A 21,261-nucleotide genomic window follows, 5' to 3' on the forward strand; every position below is an offset into this window, starting at 1 on the left:
ACGCGCCGACCTCTCCCAAGGGAGAGGTGAACTCCCGTCGCCTCATCACCTCGCGCTCAGCCGGTCCAGTCCTGCCCAGTCGAACGCAACGCCGTGCCCCGGCCGATCCGGAGCGAGCGCCATGCCCTGTTCGAGCACCAGCGGATTTGCGATGTAACGATCAAGGCCGAAGCCGTGCGCCTCGAGATAGGAGCGGTTCGGACAGGCCGCCAGCAGATGGACGGTGATGTCGTGCGCGCCGTGGCTGGTGACCGGGATGTTGAAGGCCTCGGCGAGGCGCGCGATCTTCATGAAGCTGGTGACGCCGCCGCAATTGGTGACATCGGGCTCGGCATAGGACAGTGCGCCGCCGGCGATATATGGCTTGAACTCCCACAGGCTGCGCAGGTTCTCGCCCGCCGCAATCGGCACGCCGCCGGCGCGCAGGATCCGCGCATGGCCTTCGACGTCGTCGGGAATGGTCGGCTCCTCCAGCCAGGTCAGGTCGAAGGGCTGCAACGCCCGCGCGGCCCGGATCGCCTCCTCGACCGTCCATTTCATGTTGGCGTCAGCCATCAGCGGAAACTCGTCGCCGAGATGGCCGCGCATCGCCTTCACGCGCGTCACGTCCGATGCAAGGCTCGGACGGCCGACCTTCATCTTGATGGCGCGAAAGCCCTTGGCGAGATTGTCGTCGGTCTGCTTCAGCAGGTCATCCAGCGGCAAATCGAGATCGATGCCGCCGGCGTAACATGGCACGCGCGGGTCGAAGCCGCCGAGCAGCCGCCACAGCGGCAGCGACGCCCGCCGCGCCTTCAGATCCCACAACGCGATGTCGAGTGCGGAGAGGGCGAGCACCGCCGGCCCGCCGCGGCCGCCATAGTGCAGCGCCCACCACAATTTGTGCCAGAGCTGCTCGGTGTCCTCGGCCTCCGTCTCGCGCACGATCTCGCAGATCTCGCGGCTCAGGATATCGGCGATGGCGCCACCGTTGCGCCCGACCGTGTAGGTATAGCCGGTTCCTTCCGCGCCGTCGGCGTCGCGGGCACGGATCGTGATCAGCTCGAACGCCTTGATCTCGCCATGCGTGCTGTCGCTCAGCACGGTCGGCAGCGGGATCTTGTAGAAGCCCACTGTGAAGTCCTTGAGCATGGCCACGTCGGGAAACTCCTGAGATCAAGAGGACGATACAGAATTCCAAATGCCGTTTCCGGCCGCAACCACCAGCGACTGAATGCCTGCCTTGAGCAATCGGTCTGTCTCGCGCGAGCCGACGGTCGGTGTGACCGGGATTTTCCCTCGCTGCCCGCTGGATCGACGGCTGGACGGTCGCTCACGGCAAGATATTGTCTTTCCTGGGTCGCGCCCTCAGCGCATTGAACGGAGCAGCACCATGAGAGGCTTGAAGAACCGCGTCGCCATCGTGACCGGCGCAGCCGGCGGCATCGGCCGTGCCATTTGTCGCCGCTTCCTCGAGGAGGAGGTCAATATCATTGCGCTCGACATCAACGCCGACGCGCTGAAGCAGTTGGCCGCCGACATCGGCGCGGATGACCAGCGCCTGCTCTGCGCGGTCGTCGATATCGCAGACTATGCCGGGGTCAAGGACGCCGTCGATCGCGGCGTTGCCAAGTTTGGCAAGCTCGATGTCCTCGTCAACAATGCCGGCTGGGACGTCGCCAAGCCGTTCCTGCAAACCGAGCCGGACTTGTGGGATCAGATCATCGCGATCAACCTGCGTGGTCCGCTCAATCTCCACAAGGCAGCGCTTCCTCACCTGATCGCCGCCGGCGGCGGCAAAGTCGTCAACGTCGCCTCCGATGCGGGCCGGGTCGGCTCGTCTGGAGAGGCGGTCTATTCGGCCTGCAAGGGCGGCCTGATCGCGTTCTCCAAGACCATCGCGCGGGAATGCGCGCGCGACAATGTCAGGGTCAACGTCGTCTGCCCGGGACCGACCGATACGGCTCTGCTGCGCTCCTTCGTCGTCGAAGGCGAGTATGGCCAGAAGATCTACGACGGATTGAAGCGCGCCATTCCGCTCAAGCGTCTCGGACAGCCCGACGACATTCCAGGCCTGATCGCCTTCCTGTCGAGCGACGACGCCGACTTCATGACCGGGCAGGTGATCAGCGTGTCCGGTGGCCTGACGATGAGTGGATAAGGGAGCGCGCCGACCATCTCAACGATCGGAAGACGAAGCGAAATGCAGCGCGGTGGTGACGTGTCCCGGCTCAGTCAGAATCCGGCGGCGTTCTAAAATGAGAGATCTCCTCATCTCCGTCATTGCGAGGAGCGAAGCGACGAAGCAATCCATCGCTCCGCATGCCCTGAAACATGGATTGCTTCGCTTCACTCGCAATATAGCGGTACCTAAGCGGATCACTCAAAACCTTCCCGCGATCTCCGCTAGCCTCCGATGCGCAGCGTCGCGTGCCACGTGGATCGGCTCGCTCGGTCCCGCGGTCGGGCCGATCGGCACGAAGCGCACGTCACTGATGCCGATGAAGCGCAGCACCTCGCGCAGATAGGGCGTTGCCATATCGATGCGGCCGCGGTTCATGCCGGTGACGAAATCGCTGCCGCTCGCGAGGATCACGACGGTCGGGCGGTCCTTGAGCAGCGGCAGATAGCCTTGCGTCGGATCGAAGCGGAAGGTGAGCCCCGGCTGGATGATGACGTCGAGCCACTGCTTCAGCTTGTAGGGAATGCTGAAGTTCCACATCGGCGTCGAGATCAGCACGCGGTCGGCCAGCGACAGCCGCAGTGCGAGGCGCTCGGCGGCCGCAAAGGCGTCGCGCTGCGAATTGCTGAACGGCGTGCCTCCGATGCGAGCATATTTGGCCTCCAGCAGATCGCCTTCGAACTCCGGCAAGGGATCGCGCCAGAGGTCCGACGCGTCGATCTCCCAGTCTGGCCGCGCCTTGCGGAATGCCTCGAGAAAGGCGCGCGCACCGGCGGCCGATTCCGACGCGGCACGGGGAGAGCAGGCGAGGTGAAGCAGCTTCGGCACCGCCGCCGCCTCCCTCTAGCCCAGCGCTTTGATGACGGTGTCGGCGTTGGTGACCACGGAGACGTTCTGGAGGGCAAAATTGATCGCGGCGTTGTGCCATTCGGCATTCATGGTCGAGCAGCAATCCTCCGGCACGATCATGAAATAGCCCTTGTCGGCGCCGGTGCGCGCGGTGTGCTCGACCGACATGTTGGTCCACGCCCCGGTGTTGATGATCATGTCGCGGCCGGTCGCCTTCAGGATCGTCTCCAGCCGCGTGCCCTCCCAGGCGCTCATCCGCATCTTCTCGACCACGAAGTCGCCCGGCCGCGGCTCCAGCCCGGAGACCGGCGCGGCGCCCCAGCTCCCGCGCACCATCGCCTTGCTGTCGACCAGTCCCTCGAACAACGGCGCGTTCAAGGTCACGCCGGGCGCGCCGGGCTCGACGACGAACCAGACATGGATGATGGCGACGCCGCGCGCGCGGGCGGCTTCGGCAAGCCGCCGCACATTCTCGACGACGTGCTGCTGTCGCGCATGCGTGGGCGCACCGGAATCCGCGAACGCGCCGCCGTCCATGATGACGTCGTTCTGCATGTCCTGGATGATCATGGCGCAGCGCTGCGGATCGATCCGCATCTCGCCGGTGGTCAGGTTCGGCGCGGGAGCGGAGGACGATGTTGCGGCTGTGCCGCCGCGCCTGCCGCTCATATAGGGCTCGTGGCGCGGACCGACCTTGGTCGGGATCGCATAGACCGAATGGGTCGCGGTCAGATAGAGCGTGCGGAAATCCGGCCCGCCCCAGGCGAGATTGGCGACGAGCTCGGGCAGGCGGACCTTGCCGAGCAGGTCGCCGGCAGGCGAATAGACCCAGACGCCGCCGGGTGCGGTGACCCAGACATTGCCGCGCTGGTCGCACTTCATGCCGTCGGGCATGCCGGGCTCGAGCTCGGATCGAATGCCGCTGGCGAACACGCGCGGATTGCCGAGCGAGCCATCGGCCTGAACGTCGAAGGCGCGGATTAGCGCCTGCACGGTGTCGTTAACGTAAAGGATGCGCTCGTCGGGCGCAAAGCAGAGCCCGTTCGGCTGGTCGAATAGGTAGCGGTCGACCAAAAGTTTTGGCGCGCCGCCGCCGGGCGGTATCAGATAGACGCCTTGATACCCGAGCTGGCGCGGCCGCTCGACGCCATAGACCGGCATGCGGCCGTACCACGGATCGGAGAAATAGATCGCGCCCGACGAATGGACGCAGACGTCGTTCGGGCTGTTGAGCTCCTGGTTCCCGTAGTGCGAGGCCAGCATCTCGCGCCGCCCGTCGGGGCGCTCGCGGATCAGCGAGGAGGTGGCATGCTCGCAGACGATCAGATTGAGGTCCGCGTCATAGGTCATGCCGTTGCATTTGTTCGACGGGCGCTTGACCTCGACCACGCCGCGCCGCGCATCCCATCTTCGTCGCACGTCGCCGGGCATGTCGGAGAATAGCAGGAAGTTATCGAGCGGATGCCAGATCGGGCCCTCGGTGAAATCGAAGCCCGTTCCCACCTGGCCGACCGGCGCATAGGGATCGATCAGGTCCTCGAACTCGCTGCGCAGGGTGACATGGGTCATCGCGTCAGTCCTTTGCGCTCACGCCGGGAACCAGTTGCGCTGCGGCAGGCTCTGCACGACGGGTCCGGGCACCTGGTCATGCAGCCGGCCGACCACCACGCCGCCTTCGATCTTCGCCGGGCGATCATGCACCGGCAGCAGGTAGCGCGAGCTGGACAGCAGCTTCTTGATCGCAGCCTTCTCCGCCCGCTTGCTGGTGCCGTGATTGCCGGTGGTGCGCGGTTCGGCGTCGTGGATCTCGTTGAAGGGGGTGACGATCTGGTCGTTGAAATCGTAGATGACGTCGCCGCAGATCGTCGCGATGCCATCGGCGGTGTGGACGTGGATGTTCATCGAGCCCTCGGTGTGGGCATTGGCCGCGTCGCAATAGACGCCCGGCATCAGCTCGACCGGACCGGTGATCTCGAGGTCGAGGAAGCGCAGCGCGCTCTTGGTGTGCAGGCGGTCGATCAGGTGCTTGATGTCGGGTGCCGGGTATTGCGGATGCATCAGGCCGGAGACGGAATATTCCAGCTCCTTGCGATTGAGCACCACCGTCGTGTTCATCGGGAACAGATCGTCCTTGCCGGCGTGATCAATGTGGAGATGGGTGTGGCAGACGAAGCGCACGTCGCCCATCCGCACGCCGTGGCGGGCGAGCTGGTTCTCGATCATGTTCTCGTGAAACTGGAGGCCGCGCATGCCGAGCGTCTCCATGATCTGGTTGGAGCGATAGCCGGTATCGACCAGCACCGGATACGGGCCGCCGAGGATCAGGAAGCCGAGCGTGAGCACACGGCGGGTACGGCCGCAATTGTGCCCGAGCACGAGAAAGCTCGATTCCAGCTCGATATCGCCGTAATCCAGGATCTTGATCTCCAACGGCATTACATTCCTCCCAATTCGTGTTCGTGTTTGTGTTCGCAGCGCCTATGGTCCGAGCTGATAGACCCGCGCCGCCGTCGTGCTGAAGATCGCCTCGCGCTGCTGTGGGCTGAGTCGCGCGGTTGCCGCCTCGAAGGCCTCAACGAGCTCGCGATAGCTGGTCCACAGCTTCTCGATCGGAAAGTTCGAGCCGAACAGGCAGCGCTCCGCGCCGAACATCGCGACGGTGTCGGTCACGACATCGGCGATGTGTGAGGCGTCGTTGCGGTGGATGAAGGTGCCGAGCCCCGAGAGCTTCGACACCACGTTCGGACATTGCGCGAGCCGCGCCATGCCGGCTCGCCAGGCTGCGCGTCCCTGTGGCGATAGGTCCTCCAGCATGCCGGCATGCTGCAGGATGAAGGTCACGTCGGGACAGGCGGCAGCGAGGCCGGCCGCACCTTCCATTTGCGGTGCGAACACCTGCAGGTCGAAGCTCCAGCCATAGTCGGCGAGCCGCCCGACATTGCGCCGGATCTTTGGATCGGCGCAGAGATCAGCACGCGCCGCGAAGCGATAGAGCTCCTTCTCGTGCCAGTGCAACTGCATGCGCACGCCGCGGACCAGCGGATAGCGCTTCAGGCGATCGAGTTGCGGGCGGACGTCATCGACGGAGAAGTCGGCATAGGCGACGATCGCGTGCGGCCAGCCATGGTAGTCGGCCGTCTGCTGCACCCAGGCGGTCTCGTCCTCGAACCGATCGGTCGGCCAGTTGGTCTGGACGTAGACCGAACGGGTGACGCCGCTGCCCTTGAGGTCGTCGAGATATTCTTCAATCGGATAGTCGCGGCGGATCGGCTCATAGGGGCCGAAGATGCGGGGCTGCATCGGGCCGGACAGCCAGGCGAGATCGGCCTGACGCCAGATGTGATGATGGCCGTCCACGATATCAGTCACGCAGCTCTCCTTCGTCCGAACGACAGCAGATGCGCAACCACTGCCGCGCTCGACCCGCCGTCCACCAGATCATCGACAAAGCGCTGGATCGCGATCAGCGCTTCGGTTTGCGGCCGAAAGCCGGGCCCGGTTGCGAGCGGCGTCAGCCAACTTACGCGCCAGGCTCGGCGCGACAGTTTTGCAACCGCATCGCGCAGCGCAGCCGGATCGCCGCGCTCGAGGCCATCGGAGACGATCACGACGGCAGCGCCGCGGGCGTATCCGCCAAAGCGCGGAACGGCGAGGAAGGCTTGCAGCGCATCGCCGATCCGGGTGCCGCCGTCCCAATCGCTGACCAGGAACGCGGCCGCGTTCAGCGCCTGCTCACGGCGCTTCAGCCGCAGCGCGCGGGTGACGCGAGTGAGCCGCGTGCCGAAGGTGAAGACCTCGACATTGCCGGCCGCCTGCGCCAGCGCATGGGCGAGCTTCATGTTCTCTTCGGTGCGCGCCTTCATCGAGCCGGAGACGTCGATCAATAGCAGGATCTTGCGCGGGCGCGCGCGGCGACGCAGGCGCCCGAGCCGCAGCACCTCGCCGTCATTGCGGACGCTGTCGCGCAAGGTGCGGCGGAGATCGGCGAACGGACCGCTGCGAGCACGTTGGCGCCTATGGCCGCGCCGTCGCGGCAGCCGCCGTGCCGCCTCGCGCGACAGCCGCCGCAACGGATCGCTGGTCGAGGTCTGCGCGAAGCGGCGCTCGACCAGCGCCTCGGCGCGCGCCGCGGCGAGGCCGGACTCATTGGCTTCGTCGGCGAGCGGCGGCTCGCCCTCGCCGCGGCCTTCTTCCTGGAGGCGGACAGTCTCGTCGTCGTCGCCTTCGGCCCGCTCGATCGCTTCAGAGCCGCGGAAGTGGATGTCGAACAGGCGATCATACGTCGCGCGGCGCTCCGGCGGCGGCGCCAGTGTCGCGAGGCCGGCCTGGCGGATGTGCTCGAGGCTCCGCGGTCCCAGCAATTCGATCGCCGCCAGGAAGCTCGTGGTCTGCTCCGGCGCGATCGAGAAGCCGTTGGCGCGCAGCAGCGCGACAAAGGAGACAAAGACCTGCGCGGCGCGCGGTAGCTTGAGATCGTCGCTCACGCGGCGGCCTCCGCGATGATCGCATCGAGCCGGGGCGAGATGAAATGAAGATCCTCCTCATCCTTCAGCGCGACGCCGATCGAGCGCTTGAACGCGTCGGGCCAGCGCGCGCCGCCCTTGTAGAGCAAGGTCGCGGCCTCCGCCCAGTCGACGGCCTCGGCGATGCCCGGCGCCTTGCTGAGCGGCTCGCGGCGGAGCTTGCCGACTGCGGCGACCACGGCACGGGCGGTCGCCTCGGCGACGCTGGAGGCCCGCATCATCACGATCCGCGCCTCGCGCTCGGCGCTCGGATAATCGATCCAGTGATAGACGCAGCGTCGCCGCAGCGCTTCGTGCAGATCACGCGTCCGGTTCGACGTCAGCACGACGACCGGGTGTTCGGCGGCGCGCACGGTGCCGCGCTCGGGAATCGAGATCTGGAAGTCGGAGAGAAACTCGAGCAGGAAGGCCTCGAACTCCTGGTCGGCACGATCGATCTCGTCGATCAGCAGCACGGTCGCGTCGGGCGCGCGCAGCGCGGCGAGCATCGGGCGCTCGATCAGGAACGCCTCGCCGTAGATGTCGATGCTCTCCTCGCCCGCCTGCCGGATCGCCAGCATCTGGCGCGGATAGTTCCACTCGTAGAGCGCTGCGGCGGCGTCGATGCCCTCATAGCATTGCAGGCGGATCAGCTTGCGGCCGAGCACCGCGGCGATCGCTTTCGCCGCCTCGGTCTTGCCGACGCCGGGCGCGCCTTCGAGCAGCAGCGGCTTGCCGAGCGCGAGCGAAAGATAGGACGCCGTCGCGATGCCGTCGTCGGCAAGGTAATAGGCCGCGCGCAGCGCTTTCTCCAGCGCCTCGGGGCTGTCGATGCCGACGATGTTGGTGCGAACCGGCATGGCAAAACCTCAGCGTCGCGGCTGCGGCCGCGCGCCGCCCTGCGCCTTGATCGCGCGCAGCACCTTCTCCGGCGTGATCGGCAGATCGTCGATCCGTACTCCGACGGCGTTGAAGATCGCATTCGCAATGGCAGGCAGCACCGGATTGGCGCACATCTCGCCCGGTCCCTTGGCGCCGAACGGGCCGTCGGGCGCCGGGCGCTCCAGCACCGCGATATCGTGCGGGCAGATGTCGCCGGGTCCCGGCATCAGATATTCGACGAAGTCGCGCGGCCCGTGCACTGGATCGGGATAATAGGGCTCCGGCGTCTCGTAGAGCGCGTGGCTGACGCCCATCCAGGCGCCGCCGACGAGCTGCTGCTCGACCAGCCGAGGGTTGAGCGCGCGGCCGAGCTCGTAGGCAGAATCCATCCGGACCATCGCGACGTCGCCGGTCTCGTCGTCGACCTCCACTTCGGCCACGAGACAGGCATGCGCGTAGCATGTCGCCGGCGACATCTCGCCGGTCTCGGGATCGACATCGGAGAGCGGCACCAGGAAGATGCCGCGGCCGGAGATCGTCTTGCCCTGCTTGAACTGCGCGGCAATCGCGACGTCCTTGGTCGAGATCGAGCGATGCGGCGCGCCCTTGACGTGGATGTTGCCGCGGCCGTCGGTCTCGAGGTCGGCGGCGTTCACTTCCAGCTCGTCGGCGGCCGCCTCCATCATCACGCCGCGTGCCTCGCGCGCAGCCGCCATCACCGCGTTGCCGACGCGGTGGGTGCCGCGCGAGGCAAACGAGCCCATGCAGTGCGGGCCGGTGTCGGAATCGGCGGTGTCGACGTAGACGTCCTCGACCGGCACGCCGAGCGTCTCGGCGCAGATCTGCCGGGTCACCGACTTCATGCCCTGGCCGAGATCGATGGAGGACAACGCGACGGTGAACTTGCCGCTCGGATTGGAATGTACCAGCGCCTGACTCGGATCGCCGCCGAGATTCATGCCGATGGGATAATTGACCGACGCGATGCCGCGTCCACGATGCCGGGCCATGGTCAGCGCCTCCTGGTGCCGAAGACGGAGGAGAAGCGGGTCGCACCATGCGATGGCGCGCTCGGCCGCGGCGGCGGTGGTGCTGCCGGAGGAGGCGGTGGCGGCGGCTCGCGGCTTGCGACCGGCGCACGGTCATACGTGGTGCGCTGCTGGGTGGTTGCCGCCAGCGGTGCATGCGCCTCGCGCGGGGTCGGCGTCACGGCGGCGCGGGCGCCGCCGCCATCCTTCCGCGACGACATCCGCTTGAACTCCTCGCGGATCGGCCATTTGGCCTTCTCTGCGGCGACCTGCACGCATTCGATCAGTGCGGTGTTCTTGGCTTCGCGCCGATGCGCCTTCATGTCGCCGTCGCGATACGCATTGAGGATCCGGAATTCCATGGGGTCCATGCCGACCAGATGAGCGAGCTTGTCCATCTGGCATTCGATGGCGAAGTCCATCGCAGTGACGCCGAAGCCGCGCATCGCGGTCGCCGGTGTCCGGTTGGTGAACACGCAGTAGACGTCGCCATAGACGTTCGGGATGGTGTAAGGGCCGGGCAGATGCGCCGCGCATTTCACGGCCGCATAGCTCGACAGCCGCGTATAGGCGCCGCTGTCGAAATAAGCGCGCACCTTGCGGGCGACAACGCGGCCGTCACGCATCACGCCGTCCTTGATGTAGATGCGTTCGGCGCCGCGCGGCGGGCCGTATTGCATCTCCTCCTCGCGCCCGAACACGTAACGCACCGGGCGTCCGGTCAGCATCGCGCCGAGAATGCAGAGCGGCTCGGTCAGCGTATCGACCTTGCCGCCGAAGCCGCCGCCCACCGTGCCGCCGATGAAATGGAAGGTGTTGGAGGGAACATCGAGGATCTTGGCGCAGGTGTCGACCGAGAAGAACAGCGCCTGCGTCGAGGTGTAGACGATATAGCGGCCGTTGGTGTCGGGCGCCGCGATCGAGCCGTTGGTCTCGGTCGGAGCATGCTCGATCGGCGACATCTGATAGCGCTGCTCCAACACGTGATCGGCGGAGGCCAGCGCGCGGTCGGCGTCGCCGAACCGCAGCTTCTGATGATCGTAGGTCTCGTGATAGGTGAAGGTGTTCTTCGGATAGACCTCGTTGACGACGGGCGCGCCCGGCTTCAGCGCCTCCTCGACATCGAACACGGCGGGCAGTGGTTCATAGTCGATCCTGACCTTGGCGATCGCCTCATAGGCTTCGCGCGGACTGTCGGCGACCACGGCGACGATCGGCTCGCCCTTGTAGCGCACCTTGTCGACCGCGAGCGACGGCTCGTCATCCTTGCCGAAATTGATCAGGCTGAGCAGCGTGTTGAGGTTGCGCGGCACATCGGAGCCGCGGATGACCCGCCGCACGCCCGCTGACCGTTCGGCTTCCGAGGTGTCGATCCGGCGCAGCCGCGCATGCGAATGGGTGCTGCGGACGACCTTCAGATGCAGCATGCCCTGCAGCTTGTGATCGTCGAAATAGGGCGAGGTGCCGGTGACATGGCCGAGCATGTCCTGGCGCTGCGTGCCCTTGCCGATCTCCTTCAGATTGTCGTCACGCTCGTCGGCGAAGATGTCTTTGCGCAGTTCCAGCATGGCACTGTTCCCTTACGCGCGCGCCCGGCTGCCGGATGCGGCTGACAGCACGGCGTTGATGATCGGCTCATAGCCGGTGCAGCGGCAGATATTGCCGGAGATGGCCTCGACCACGTCCGCGCGGTTCGGCTGCGGATTGCGGTCGAGCAGCGCCTTCGCGGCCATCAGCATGCCCGGCGTGCAGTAGCCGCACTGGGCGGCAAAATTGTCGGCAAAGGCACGCTGCAGCGGATGCAGATTGGGGCCATCCTTCATCCCGTCGAGCGTCTCGACCGAGCGGCCGGCGACCGTTTCGGCGAGCGTCAGGCAGGCGAGATGCAGCTCGCCGTCGACAAGCACGCTGCAGGTGCCGCAGCCGCCCTGGCCACAGCCGAATTTCGGCGTCATGTCGCCGATCAGCTCGCGCAGCGCGACCAACAGGTTGGTGCCGCCGTCGACGAAGATCGCGACGTCACGGCCGTTGTGGCGGAATTGAAGAGCAGTCTTGGTCATGACGATCTATTCCTGACCGGACAACAGGCGGCGGAGGTGGACGCCAACGATCTCGCGGCGATACCAGGCGCTGGCGAGCGCATTGTCACCGGGAGAGGTTCCTTCGACGGCGGCGGCGGCCGCTGCATTGATCGTGGACGAATCCAGCGAGCGTCCTTCCAGCGCGCGCTCGGCGGCGCGGGCGCGGATCGGCGTTGCCGCCATCGAGCCGAACGCGACGCGCGCGCCGACGATGCGGCCGCCATTGGCGGGTAGATGCGCAGCGAGCGTGATCACCGCGCCGCCCTTCGGCTTGATCCGCGCGACCTTGCGGTAGCGGAAGGCATCCGCGCTGCCGGGCTTGGCGAAGGAGATCGCCAGCACCAGCGCGCCGGCCTGCCGGTCGCGCGACTGCAGGAATTCCTCGACCGGGATATCGCGGCCGCCGAGGCCGCCCTGCAGCGACACCGTCGCGTCGAGCGCAAGCATCGCAACCGTGAAGTCGCCATACGGCACGGGCGCGAACAAATTGCCGCCGACGGTGCCCATGTTACGCACCGCCGGACCGCCGATCGAGCGCGCAGCGGCGTGCAGGAAGGCAAGCTCACGCTCGGCCAATATACGCGCAAAAGTGACGCCGGCACCAAGCGTGATGCGGGAACCGGTGGCGTCGATCCTGCTCATCGCATGATCGTTGGCGCGCACGACGGTCGAGATCGAGATGTCGCCCTCGTTCAGCGCCCGCATCACCAGCGTGCCGCCGCCGAGATAGCGGGCGCTGCGATCCGACGACAATGCCGCCGCCGCGTCGTGGGTGCTGGTGAAGGTTTTCACCGTGATGGGCATGATGTCCTTCTCCGCTTACGCGGCCTCCTTCAGATGCCGGCGGATGGCTTCAAATCCCGCCTGGTAGATGTCTTCCGAAACCATTTGCGTGATGCGGTCCTTATCTTCCGGCCGCGTGGTAAAGCGTGATTCCCAGTGCCAGAAGGTGCGGTCGCCGTCGGTCACCGGCAGCAGCCGGACATGGGCCACGTAGTTGAACATCGGGATCGGTGTATCGAGCAGGCAATAGCTGAAGCTCTGCTCGAGGTCGGACAGCGCCAGCAACTGCTCGCGCAGCTCGGAGCCGTCCTTCAGCTTGAACCGCCTGATGCAGCCGATCTTGTCGGACGGCTGCGCGCGCTCGATGGCGCTGGTCGCGACCGCCGGGTGCCAACGATCGTGCCCGTTGAAATCGCGCAGCACGGCCCACGCCGCGTCGGTCGGCGCATCCAGGATCGTGCTCTTGACGATATGCGGCACGGTTACACTCCGGAGCTTCTGGGTCCAACGAGCCGTTCGTGCTCTTTCACCTCGCCCCGCTTGCGGGGAGAGGTCGGAATTTGCGCGTCGCGCAAATTCCGGGTGAGGGGGACTCTCCACGAGACAAACTCGGTCCGTCTCTGCGGAGATTCCCCCTCACCCCAACCCTCTCCCCGCAAGCGGGGCGAGGGGGCGCTGTGTGCCTTGATCGGAATGATTGCGATCACGTTCAACCTCCGAACGCCCGCTTCAGCGCGTCGAATCCGCCCTGGAATACGCCGCCGCCGATGTTGTTGACGAGCTCCGTCTCGCGTTCCGGCGCGCAATCGAATTCGGCGGTCCACTCCAGGAAGGTCTGGTCGCCGTCGGTGACCGGCGTGAGCCGCAGGGTCGCCACGTAGTTCTCCACCCCCATCGGCGATTCGAGGATCGAGTAGGTGCAGAACATGTCGTAGTCGGAGAGGCCGAGCAGCTTCTCGCGGATACGGTCACCGTTGCGCAACCGGAAGTCCCTGACGCAGCCGATCTTGTCTGCGGGTTCGCCACCCTCGATCCGGCTCTCCGCGATCGCGGGATGCCAGTTCGGCAGCCCGTTGAAGTCGCGCACGCGGGCCCAGACCCGATCGTTGCGGGCGTTGACGACGGTGGAGACGTAAACTCGTGCCATGGCGTGAGCTCAGTCCTTCTTGCGCGGCGTGCGCTCGGCCCGCGGCTCGCTGCTGCTCTCCGGCAACGCCTGCTTGGCATCGCCGCCGCTCTTTCGCGTGGAATCCTTGATGCCCTGCATGTCCCGGGCCTCGCGGATCAGGCCGGGCATTTTCGCCAGGCTGCCGCCCTCGACGCCGATGTCGGAGAGGATCGAGTCGATCAGCGGCGCCTGCACCCGGTAGCGCAGCGCGGAGTCGATCACCTCGTCGGTGGCGCTGCGGCCGGTGCCGTTGCCATGGCCGTTGCCGTTGAGGCCATCGACCTGGAGGATGCGGATGCCTTCGATCTTCTCCATCGGCTTCACGCTCTCGCGGACGATGCCCTCGATGCGGTCGAGCAGCTTGCGGCGGAACAGCGAGTAGCGCGCCTGGTCGGTCAGCACGTTCTCGGCCTCGTTGAGCAGGCGCTGCGCCTCGGCCTCGACCGCGGCGCGAACGCGCTCGGCCTCGGCCGCGATCCTAGTCTCCTCGGCCTGCTTCTCGGCGAGCAGCACCTCGACGGTCTTGCGCCGCTTGGCAATCTCGCTTTCGCGCGCGGTGACGACGCGCTCGGCGGCCTCGGTGGCGCGCATCCGTGCGTCTTCGGCGGCGGCGCGGGCCGCGGATTCCTCCAGCGATTTCTGATGCAATGCGATCGCCTTCTCCATCAGCGCGGTTTCGACATCCTTCTCCCTGTTCACCTCGAGCTTGCGCAGCTCGCGCTCGCGGCCGATCCGGGCCTCGTCGAGGCCGCGGTCGGACGCAATCCGGGCGCGCTCGACCTCCTCGCGCGCTGCGATCTCGGCTTCCTGCAACGATTGATTGCGGGCGACCTCGAGCTGCTCGATCGCACGGCGCCGCGCGATCCGCGCCGCTTCCAGCGCCTGCTCGCGGGAGACGTCGGTGGTGTCGACTTCCCTGCGGGCCACGATCTCGGCTTGCCTGACCTGCCGGTCGGCGTCGATGCGCTCGGAACGTTTGGCGGCGAGCGCAATCACGCGCTCCTCGTCGGCGAGCTCGATCGCCTTCTTCTGGTCGATGTTGAGCACTTCGCGGGTCCGCGACGAGGCAATTCGCTCACTCTCCAGCGCCAGCTCGACATCGATGCGCTGCCGCTCGATGGCGTCGCGGCGCTTCAGCTCGGCGGCCTCGATCGCTTCGGTGCGCTCGATCTCGAGCCCGCGGGTTTCCCGCTCGGCGCGAATGCGTTGCGCGGCGACCGACTTCTCCTGCGAGATCCGCGCGGCCTCGATCGCCTCGCGCGAGGCGATGTCGGCTTCCTCGATTGCACGGGTGCGTGCGATCTCGAGTGCCCGGACGCGTTCCTCCTGGGCGATCCGCGACGCCTCGGTGGCCTCGCGTGCGCTGATGCCTGCGATCTCGACCGCCTGGTTGCGCTCGATCTCGAGCTTGCGGGTGGTGTGGTCGGCGGTGATGCGCTCGGCGGCCAGCATTTTCTCGCGGGCGATGCGGGCGGCTTCCACCGCTTTCTGCGCCTCGATCTCGGCCTCCTGGATGGTGCGCACCTGCTGGATCTCCAGCGCGCGGGTCCGCTCGTCGGACGAGATGCGCTCGACATTGACCGTCATGGTCTGGGCGATGCGCGCCTTCTCGGTGGCCTCGCGGGCGGCGATCTCGGCCTCCTCGACCGCGCGCGTCCGCTCGATCTCGCGGCGGCGGGTTTCTTCCTCATTGGCGATGCGCGCGTCGGTGACGACGCGATCCTGCTGGATGCGCGCCTTCTCGATCGCTTCCCGCGCGGCGATCTCGGCTTCCTCGACGGTGCGCATCCGCTCGATCTCGCGCTGGCGGACCTCGCGCTCGGAGGCGATGCGGGTGGTGTCGACCGCGCGCTGGTTGGCGATCCGGGCCTTCTCGATCTCCTCGCGCGCCAGCAGCTCCTTCTCTTCCACGGCCCGGGTGCGCTCGATCTCCTTGTGCCGGGTCTCGCGTTCGGAGGCGATGCGCGCTTCGGTGATCGCCTGTTCGTTGGCGATGCGGGCCTTCTCGATGGCTTCACGCGCCGTGATCTGGGCCTGTTCCGCCTCGGTCTCACGCAGCGCGCGTTCGCGGGCCACTTCAGTGCGCTGCAGGGCGCGGCGCATCTCGATGTCACGCTCCTGCTCGAGGCGGGCGGTCTCGCTCTCGCGCTCGATCTCCAGCGCCTGCCGCTCGGCCTCGAGGTTGCGGGAGCGGATCTTGATCATCGAGTCCTGCTCGATGTCGTTGCGCAGCTTGCGCTTCGCCTCGATGTCCTCCATCAGGCGGGTCAAGCCTTCGGCGTCGAAGCGGTTCGAGGGATTGAAGTATTCGAGGTCGGTCTGGTCGAGATCGGTGATCGCGACCGACTCCAGTTCCAGTCCGTTCTGCGCCAACGCTTCCGCCGCGTTGGCCTTGACGCGGGCGACATATTCGCCGCGCTGCTCGTGCATCTGCTCCATCGTCATTTCAGACGCAACCGAGCGGATCGCCGAGATGAACTTGCCGGAGAGCAGGGTGTGGAGCTGTTCGGGCTCCATAGTGCGGCGGCCGAGCGTGGCTGCGGCGATCGAGACGGCCTCGCGGGTCGGCTGCACCCGAACGTAGAAGTCGGCCTCGATGTCGACGCGCATGCGGTCGCGGGTGATCACGGCGTCCTGCCTGGAGCGCACGATCCCCATCGGCAGCACGTTCATGTTAACCGGCGTGTAGTCGTGGATGAACGGCAGCACGAAGGCACCGCCGTTGATCACCACGCGTTCGCCGAGGAAACCGGTGCGGACGAAGGAGACCTCCTTCGACGAGCGGTGATAGAGCCAGTTCACGACGTACACGATGATGATGATCGCGACGATTGCGACGATGAGCCAGAGGATCAATTCACCTGCCAGCATCCCCGACATCTCTTCCTCCCTTGGTCACGGCGCTTCAGCGTGCGCCGATCGCCTTGAATTTACGAACCTGATCAGTCAGCGCCCGCTCGACCGGCAGGCGCTCCATCGAGGAGGCGCCGTAGAAGCCGTGGCAGTTGCGGGTTTTCTTCATGATGAAATCGGCATCCGCCGGGTCCGCGATCGGACCGCCATGCGCGAGCACGATGATGTCTGAGTTGACGCTGAGTGCGGCCTCGGCCCAGGTTTCGATGCGGGCAGGGCAGTCGGCCAGTGTCAGTGCGGTCTGCGCGCCGATCGTACCGCCCGTGGTCAGGCCCATGTGGCAGACGATGATGTCCGCGCCGGCGATCGCCATCGCGGCGGCTTCCTGCTCGCTGAACACGTAGGGCGTGGTCAGCATGTCCTTCTCATGCGCCTGCGCGATCATGTCGATCTCGAGCGCGTAGGACATCCCGGTCTCTTCGAGATTGGCGCGGAAGGTGCCGTCGATCAGGCCGACGGTCGGAAAGTTCTGCACGCCGGCAAAGCCGAGTGCCTTGAGCTGGTCGAGGAACACGTCCATATCGCGGAACGGATCGGTGCCGTTGACTCCGGCAAGCACCGGCGTCCTGGTCACGACCGGCAGCACTTCGCCGGCCATCTCCACCACGATCGCATTGGCGTCGCCATAGGGCATCAAGCCGGCAAGCGAACCGCGGCCGGCCATGCGGTAGCGGCCGGAGTTGTAGATTACGATCAGGTCGACGCCTCCCGCCTCCTCGCATTTCGCCGACAGCCCGGTGCCGGCGCCGCCGCCGACGATCGGCTCGCCGCGTGCGACCATGTCGTGAAACTTCTTCAACAGCGCCGCACGTTCAAACCTGGGCATGTGTCACCTCGCCACTCTCCGCCGTCCACCGGCGCGTCCAAGCAGCGGCCGGAATGCGCTGACGATGGCGGCGGTGAATTCGGGATCGTTGATGTTGCGCTTGACGTGAACGATTTGCCGATTGCTGGTCTGACGCACGGTGCGCTCCAGCGCACGGAACAGCGCGGCGTCCGCCTCGGGATCCCAGAACGGCTGGCCGGGAGCATCGAGCGCGGAGACGCCGCCCTCCGGCAGGAAGAAGCGTACTGTCCCATCCATCTGGTTGAGCCGCTCGCCGATCCAGCGGCCCATGCGTTCGTTCTCGTCCGGCGTCGTCCGCATCAACGTGACTTGCGGGTTGTGGACGTGAAATTTGCGCTGCCGGTAGCGCTCCGGGACCGTATCGGGCGCACCGAAATTGACCATGTCGAGCGCGCCGACCGAGCCGACATAAGGCACGCGGCTGCGGATGATGGCGCCGAAGCGGTCCTCCGTTGCCGGGAAGACGCCGCCCATCAGGAGGTCGCAAATTTCGGTCGTGGTGAGGTCGATGACGCCGGCGAGCTGACCGGACTCGACCAGCTTTTCCATCGAGCGGCCGCCGACACCGGTGGCATGGAAGACCAGGCACTCGAAGTCCTCGCGCAAATCGGCGGCGATCTTCTGCACGGCGGGGGTGGTGACACCGAACATGGTGATGCCGATGGCGGGCAGACTGGCGCCATCTCGCGGTTTGCCGGCCTGTTCGTCGAGCCGCGCCTTGACCATCCCGACCAGCGCATTGGCGCCGTTGGCGAGTACCGCGCGCGAGATCGAGTTGAGGCCCTGCACGTCGGTCACCGAATACATCATGGTGATGTCGGCTGGCCCGACGTAAGGGCCGACGTCGCCGGACGCGACCGAGGAGATGATGAGTTTCGGCACGCCGACCGGAAGCGCGCGCATGCCGGGCGCGACCAACGATGCGCCGCCCGAACCGCCGGCCGAGATGATGCCAGCGACATTGCCCTGGCGGCGCAGCCACCGCTCGAACGCGTCCGCCATCGCCGTCACCGAGGCACCACGATCGGCGCCGAACACGCCGGAGCCGCCGCGTCCATGGTTCAGCGCGATCTCCTGCGCGGTGACGTCACAGCTTGACGCTTTGCCGCTGGTCGAAACGTCGACCAGGCGCGTGCGCAGGCCGCTGCCCGCGACGATGTCGCGGATGAAGCGGAGCTCGGCGCCCTTGGTGTCAAGCGTGCCGACGACCAGCACGACGGGAGGTCCTGATGTCCTCGATGCTGCCGGTTCACGCCGCGCACCGGTTGCTTGTTCGAGCCGCGTGACGCCGGTCGACTGCGTTCGCGCCGCCGCCTCGATTCGGGCGATCGGCACCGGCTGCGACCAGCGCGTCGGCAGCACGGGATTGGAGACATAGATGCGGACCGGCCCCTTGCGCTCCGGCTGCGGCGCTCTCGCAGCCTCAGCTTTCTGTGGCGCCGCCTCGGCATCGGTTTCGTCGGCGCCGTGCGTGCCGACGCCGAGCAGTCGCTGCTGCAGCTCGCGGTCGGCGGCAAGCCGCGCGGAATCGATGATGCGGTTGACGCGGCCGTTGACCATGATGGCGACGTTGCGCGACACCGCCGTTGCCACACCGATATTCTGTTCGATGACCAGCACGGAGATGTCGCCTTCATCGCCGAGGCGCAGCAGCATGTCCTCGACCTGGGCGACAATGACCGGCGCCAGCCCTTCGGTCGGCTCGTCCATGATCAACAGATGCGGATTGGTCAGCAGTGCGCGTGAGATCGCGAGCATCTGCTGCTCGCCGCCGGAGAGCTGGCTGCCGCCATGGTTCCTGCGCTCGGCGAGGCGCGGGAAGGTGTCGTAGATGCGCTCGATGGTCCAGGAGCCGCGCCGCAGGCCGCCGGCAAGTTGCAAGTGCTCGTCGACGGTCAGCGAGCGCCAAAGGCGCCGGCCCTGTGGGACGTAGCCGACCCCGAGCCGGGCAATCCGCGCCGGGGGCAGCCGCGTCACCTCCTCGCCGCTGATACGGATCGAGCCGCTACTGGCCCGAACCAGGCCCATGATGGCCCTGCACAGCGTGGTCTTGCCCATGCCATTACGGCCGACCACCGAGAACACGCCGGAGTCGAGCGTCAGGTCGACGCCTTGCAGCGCGTGCGAATGCCTGTAATAGACATCGAGGCCTTTCACCTCAAGCGCGGGCGCGGTGCGGCGGTCATTCATGGCCGCCTCCGAGGTAGAGTTCCTGCACCTCGGGATCGGACTCGATCTCGCGCGGCAGGCCTTCCTTGAAGATGCGGCCGTTGTGCATCATCGTCACGCTCTCGACGACGCGAAGCGCAACGTCCATGTCGTGCTCGATGATGATGTAGCCGATGTGCGCCGGCAGCGAGGTCAGGATCTCGATCAGCTCGCGCCGCTCGGTCGGCGACAGTCCCGCGGCTGGCTCGTCGAACAGGATGAAGCGCGGCGCCCCGGCAAGCGCCAGCGCGATCTCGAGCTGGCGCTGCTGGCCGTGGGCGAGCTCGGCGACACGCTGGTCCTTCACGCCGGTCAGATGCACGGCCTGCACCAGCGTTTCGGTCGCGTGCATCAGGGCGTCGTTCTGTCCCGGACGGAGGAACGAGAACCGGCCGCGCGATACGCCGCGGCAGGCGAGATAGACGTTGTCCTGAACGGTGAGACCGGGGAACAGCGCCGAAATCTGATAGGTGCGGCGGAGCCCGCGGCGGATGCGCTCATAGGGCGGGAACTGGGTGATGTCCTCGCCGAAGAAGCGGATCGTGCCGGAGGAGGGCGGGAAGTCGCCGGTAATGCAGTTGAACAGCGTGGTCTTGCCGGCGCCGTTGGAGCCGAGCACGGCGCGCCGCTCGCCGGGGCGCACGGTGATGGTGACGTCGGTCAGTGCCGCGAGCGCGCCGAACAGCCGCGTTACGCCGCGCAGCTCGAGGGCCGCGCCGGCGCCGACCGCCGACAATCGCTGCGCGACGCTATCCATGGCGGCCCCCACCCGGGCGTTTCGCTGAGGATGCGTTGCGGCGCTGCCAGCGCTCCCACAGGCCGATCACCCCGTCGGACGACCAGAACACGATGGCGAGGAAGCCGAGCCCGATCAACAGTCGGAAGCGGTTGCCGTCGAGCCCGAGCTTGACCAGCAGATCGAGCGCGAAGGTGCGCAATAGGACGAAGATGAAGGCGCCGATGAACGGGCCGATCGGCCGGGTGATGCCGCCGACCACGGCGATGATCAGGACATCGATGCAGGCGCCGACGCTGACCGAGCCCGGCGAGATCTGCCGGTAATTCCAGACTTGCAGCACGCCGCCGAGCCCTGCGATGAAGGCGGCGAAGGCGTAGGCCGCGATGCGGTGCGCATTCGGATTGAAGCCGAGCGCCGCCATGCGGCGGGAATTATCGCGCACGCCCTGCAGCGCGAGGCCGAACGGCGCGCGCGAGACGTACTGGACGGCGAAATAGCAGACCGCGGCAACGCCCAGCGTCACGTAGTAGAAGGCGATGTCGGCGCGCCAGTCGACGCCCCAGAAATGCGGCGTCGCGACATTGTTGATGCCGGTGTGGCCGTTGAAGATCGCCCAGTTCTGGTTGGTGAAGTAGTAGAATGCCGCGCCGATCGCCAGCGTGATCATGATGGTGTAGATGCCCTCGGTGCGCACCGCGAGCGCGCCGCCCAGCGTGCCGAACAGCGTCGCCAGCGCCAGCGCCATCGGGGTCGCGAGCCACCACGGCCAGCCGAGGCTGATGTTGGCGTTGCCGCTGACGCCGAACACCGCGACCATGTAGCCGGCGAAGCCCGCGATCGTGAGCTGCATCAGGCTGACCATGCCGCCATAGCCGGCCAGGAACATCAGGCTGAGCGCGATGATGCCGAGGATCAGCGTGGTGCCGAAGATCTCGATCAGGAAGAAGCCGTTGGCGATCAGTGGCATGATCACCAGGATCAGCGCGACCAGCCAGGCCACCGGGTTCTGGAATTCAGGCCAGGCGCGGATGAAGGCGCGCCGTGCCTCCGAGGCTGTGGTCGGGTCGGGGCGAAGCTGGGTGCTCTGCAGCAACGACATG

At 66.7% G+C, this 21,261-nt stretch carries 19 protein-coding genes; 1 reads left to right on the forward strand and 18 read right to left on the reverse strand.

Annotated elements, in window-relative coordinates:
• Nucleotides 1-45 precede the first annotated feature (45 nt).
• Nucleotides 46-1,131 carry a mandelate racemase/muconate lactonizing enzyme family protein gene (locus tag P6U30_RS07680; protein ID WP_407170396.1) on the reverse strand — a complete coding sequence of 362 codons (1,086 nt, stop codon included), beginning with the start codon at nucleotides 1,129-1,131 and terminating at the stop codon, nucleotides 46-48.
• Between the two features lie 241 nt (nucleotides 1,132-1,372).
• Between P6U30_RS07680 and P6U30_RS07685 the strand changes: the two genes are divergently transcribed.
• Nucleotides 1,373-2,140 carry a glucose 1-dehydrogenase gene (locus P6U30_RS07685; RefSeq protein WP_407168816.1) on the forward strand — a complete coding sequence of 256 codons (768 nt, stop codon included), beginning with the start codon at nucleotides 1,373-1,375 and terminating at the stop codon, nucleotides 2,138-2,140.
• 222 nt (nucleotides 2,141-2,362) lie between these two features.
• Here P6U30_RS07685 and P6U30_RS07690 read toward each other — a convergent pair whose 3' ends face one another.
• From P6U30_RS07690 to P6U30_RS07770, 17 genes are all read right to left on the reverse strand, one after another.
• Entirely contained in the window at nucleotides 2,363-2,989 is a 627-nt protein-coding gene (locus P6U30_RS07690; protein ID WP_407168817.1) for an FMN-dependent NADH-azoreductase, read from the reverse strand.
• A 15-nt stretch (nucleotides 2,990-3,004) separates the two neighbouring features.
• Nucleotides 3,005-4,579 carry an isochorismatase family protein gene (locus P6U30_RS07695; RefSeq protein WP_407168818.1) on the reverse strand — a complete coding sequence of 525 codons (1,575 nt, stop codon included), beginning with the start codon at nucleotides 4,577-4,579 and terminating at the stop codon, nucleotides 3,005-3,007.
• Nucleotides 4,580-4,597: 18 nt separating this feature from the next.
• A complete protein-coding gene (locus tag P6U30_RS07700) occupies nucleotides 4,598-5,446 on the reverse strand; it encodes an MBL fold metallo-hydrolase (RefSeq protein ID WP_407150769.1) in 849 nt (282 codons plus the stop codon).
• A 42-nt stretch (nucleotides 5,447-5,488) separates the two neighbouring features.
• Entirely contained in the window at nucleotides 5,489-6,379 is an 891-nt protein-coding gene (locus tag P6U30_RS07705; protein WP_407168819.1) for an amidohydrolase family protein, read from the reverse strand.
• The gene (locus P6U30_RS07710; RefSeq protein ID WP_407168820.1) at nucleotides 6,376-7,494 is read right to left on the reverse strand and encodes a vWA domain-containing protein; all 1,119 of its coding nucleotides are present in this window, start codon (nucleotides 7,492-7,494) and stop codon (nucleotides 6,376-6,378) included. The genes P6U30_RS07705 and P6U30_RS07710 overlap by 4 nt, the downstream gene beginning before the upstream one ends.
• Complete coding sequence (locus tag P6U30_RS07715) at nucleotides 7,491-8,372, reverse strand: AAA family ATPase (protein WP_407168821.1); 882 nt, start codon at nucleotides 8,370-8,372, stop codon at nucleotides 7,491-7,493. The genes P6U30_RS07710 and P6U30_RS07715 overlap by 4 nt, the downstream gene beginning before the upstream one ends.
• Nucleotides 8,373-8,381: 9 nt before the next feature.
• A complete protein-coding gene (locus tag P6U30_RS07720) occupies nucleotides 8,382-9,404 on the reverse strand; it encodes a xanthine dehydrogenase family protein molybdopterin-binding subunit (protein WP_407168822.1) in 1,023 nt (340 codons plus the stop codon).
• Nucleotides 9,405-9,406: 2 nt separating this feature from the next.
• Nucleotides 9,407-10,990, reverse strand: coding sequence for a xanthine dehydrogenase family protein molybdopterin-binding subunit (locus P6U30_RS07725; RefSeq protein WP_407168823.1), 1,584 nt, complete (start codon nucleotides 10,988-10,990; stop codon nucleotides 9,407-9,409).
• 12 nt (nucleotides 10,991-11,002) lie between these two features.
• Nucleotides 11,003-11,482: a (2Fe-2S)-binding protein gene (locus P6U30_RS07730; protein WP_407168824.1), complete on the reverse strand. Its 480-nt coding sequence runs from the start codon at nucleotides 11,480-11,482 to the stop codon at nucleotides 11,003-11,005.
• A gap of 6 nt (nucleotides 11,483-11,488) precedes the next feature.
• On the reverse strand, nucleotides 11,489-12,307 hold the full coding sequence (locus P6U30_RS07735; protein ID WP_407168825.1) for an FAD binding domain-containing protein: 819 nt from the start codon (nucleotides 12,305-12,307) through the stop codon (nucleotides 11,489-11,491).
• Between the two features lie 15 nt (nucleotides 12,308-12,322).
• Nucleotides 12,323-12,766, reverse strand: coding sequence for an SRPBCC family protein (locus tag P6U30_RS07740; RefSeq protein ID WP_407168826.1), 444 nt, complete (start codon nucleotides 12,764-12,766; stop codon nucleotides 12,323-12,325).
• Between the two features lie 229 nt (nucleotides 12,767-12,995).
• Complete coding sequence (locus P6U30_RS07745; RefSeq protein WP_106326043.1) at nucleotides 12,996-13,433, reverse strand: SRPBCC family protein; 438 nt, start codon at nucleotides 13,431-13,433, stop codon at nucleotides 12,996-12,998.
• Between the two features lie 9 nt (nucleotides 13,434-13,442).
• Entirely contained in the window at nucleotides 13,443-16,334 is a 2,892-nt protein-coding gene (locus tag P6U30_RS07750; RefSeq protein WP_407168827.1) for a flotillin domain-containing protein, read from the reverse strand.
• Nucleotides 16,335-16,359: 25 nt separating this feature from the next.
• A complete protein-coding gene (locus tag P6U30_RS07755) occupies nucleotides 16,360-17,193 on the reverse strand; it encodes a phosphoenolpyruvate hydrolase family protein (protein WP_407168828.1) in 834 nt (277 codons plus the stop codon).
• Nucleotides 17,194-17,196: 3 nt separating this feature from the next.
• Complete coding sequence (locus P6U30_RS07760) at nucleotides 17,197-19,404, reverse strand: ABC transporter permease (RefSeq protein WP_407168829.1); 2,208 nt, start codon at nucleotides 19,402-19,404, stop codon at nucleotides 17,197-17,199.
• The gene (locus tag P6U30_RS07765) at nucleotides 19,397-20,179 is read right to left on the reverse strand and encodes an ABC transporter ATP-binding protein (RefSeq protein ID WP_024583050.1); all 783 of its coding nucleotides are present in this window, start codon (nucleotides 20,177-20,179) and stop codon (nucleotides 19,397-19,399) included. The genes P6U30_RS07760 and P6U30_RS07765 overlap by 8 nt, the downstream gene beginning before the upstream one ends.
• Nucleotides 20,172-21,260: a branched-chain amino acid ABC transporter permease gene (locus P6U30_RS07770; RefSeq protein WP_407168830.1), complete on the reverse strand. Its 1,089-nt coding sequence runs from the start codon at nucleotides 21,258-21,260 to the stop codon at nucleotides 20,172-20,174. Before P6U30_RS07770 ends, P6U30_RS07765 begins: the two co-directional genes overlap by 8 nt.
• Between the last annotated feature and the right edge of the window lies 1 nt (nucleotide 21,261).

The sequence above is a fragment of the Bradyrhizobium sp. ORS 111 genome (genome assembly GCF_045571485.1).
Classification (GTDB): Bacteria; Pseudomonadota; Alphaproteobacteria; order Rhizobiales; family Xanthobacteraceae; genus Bradyrhizobium.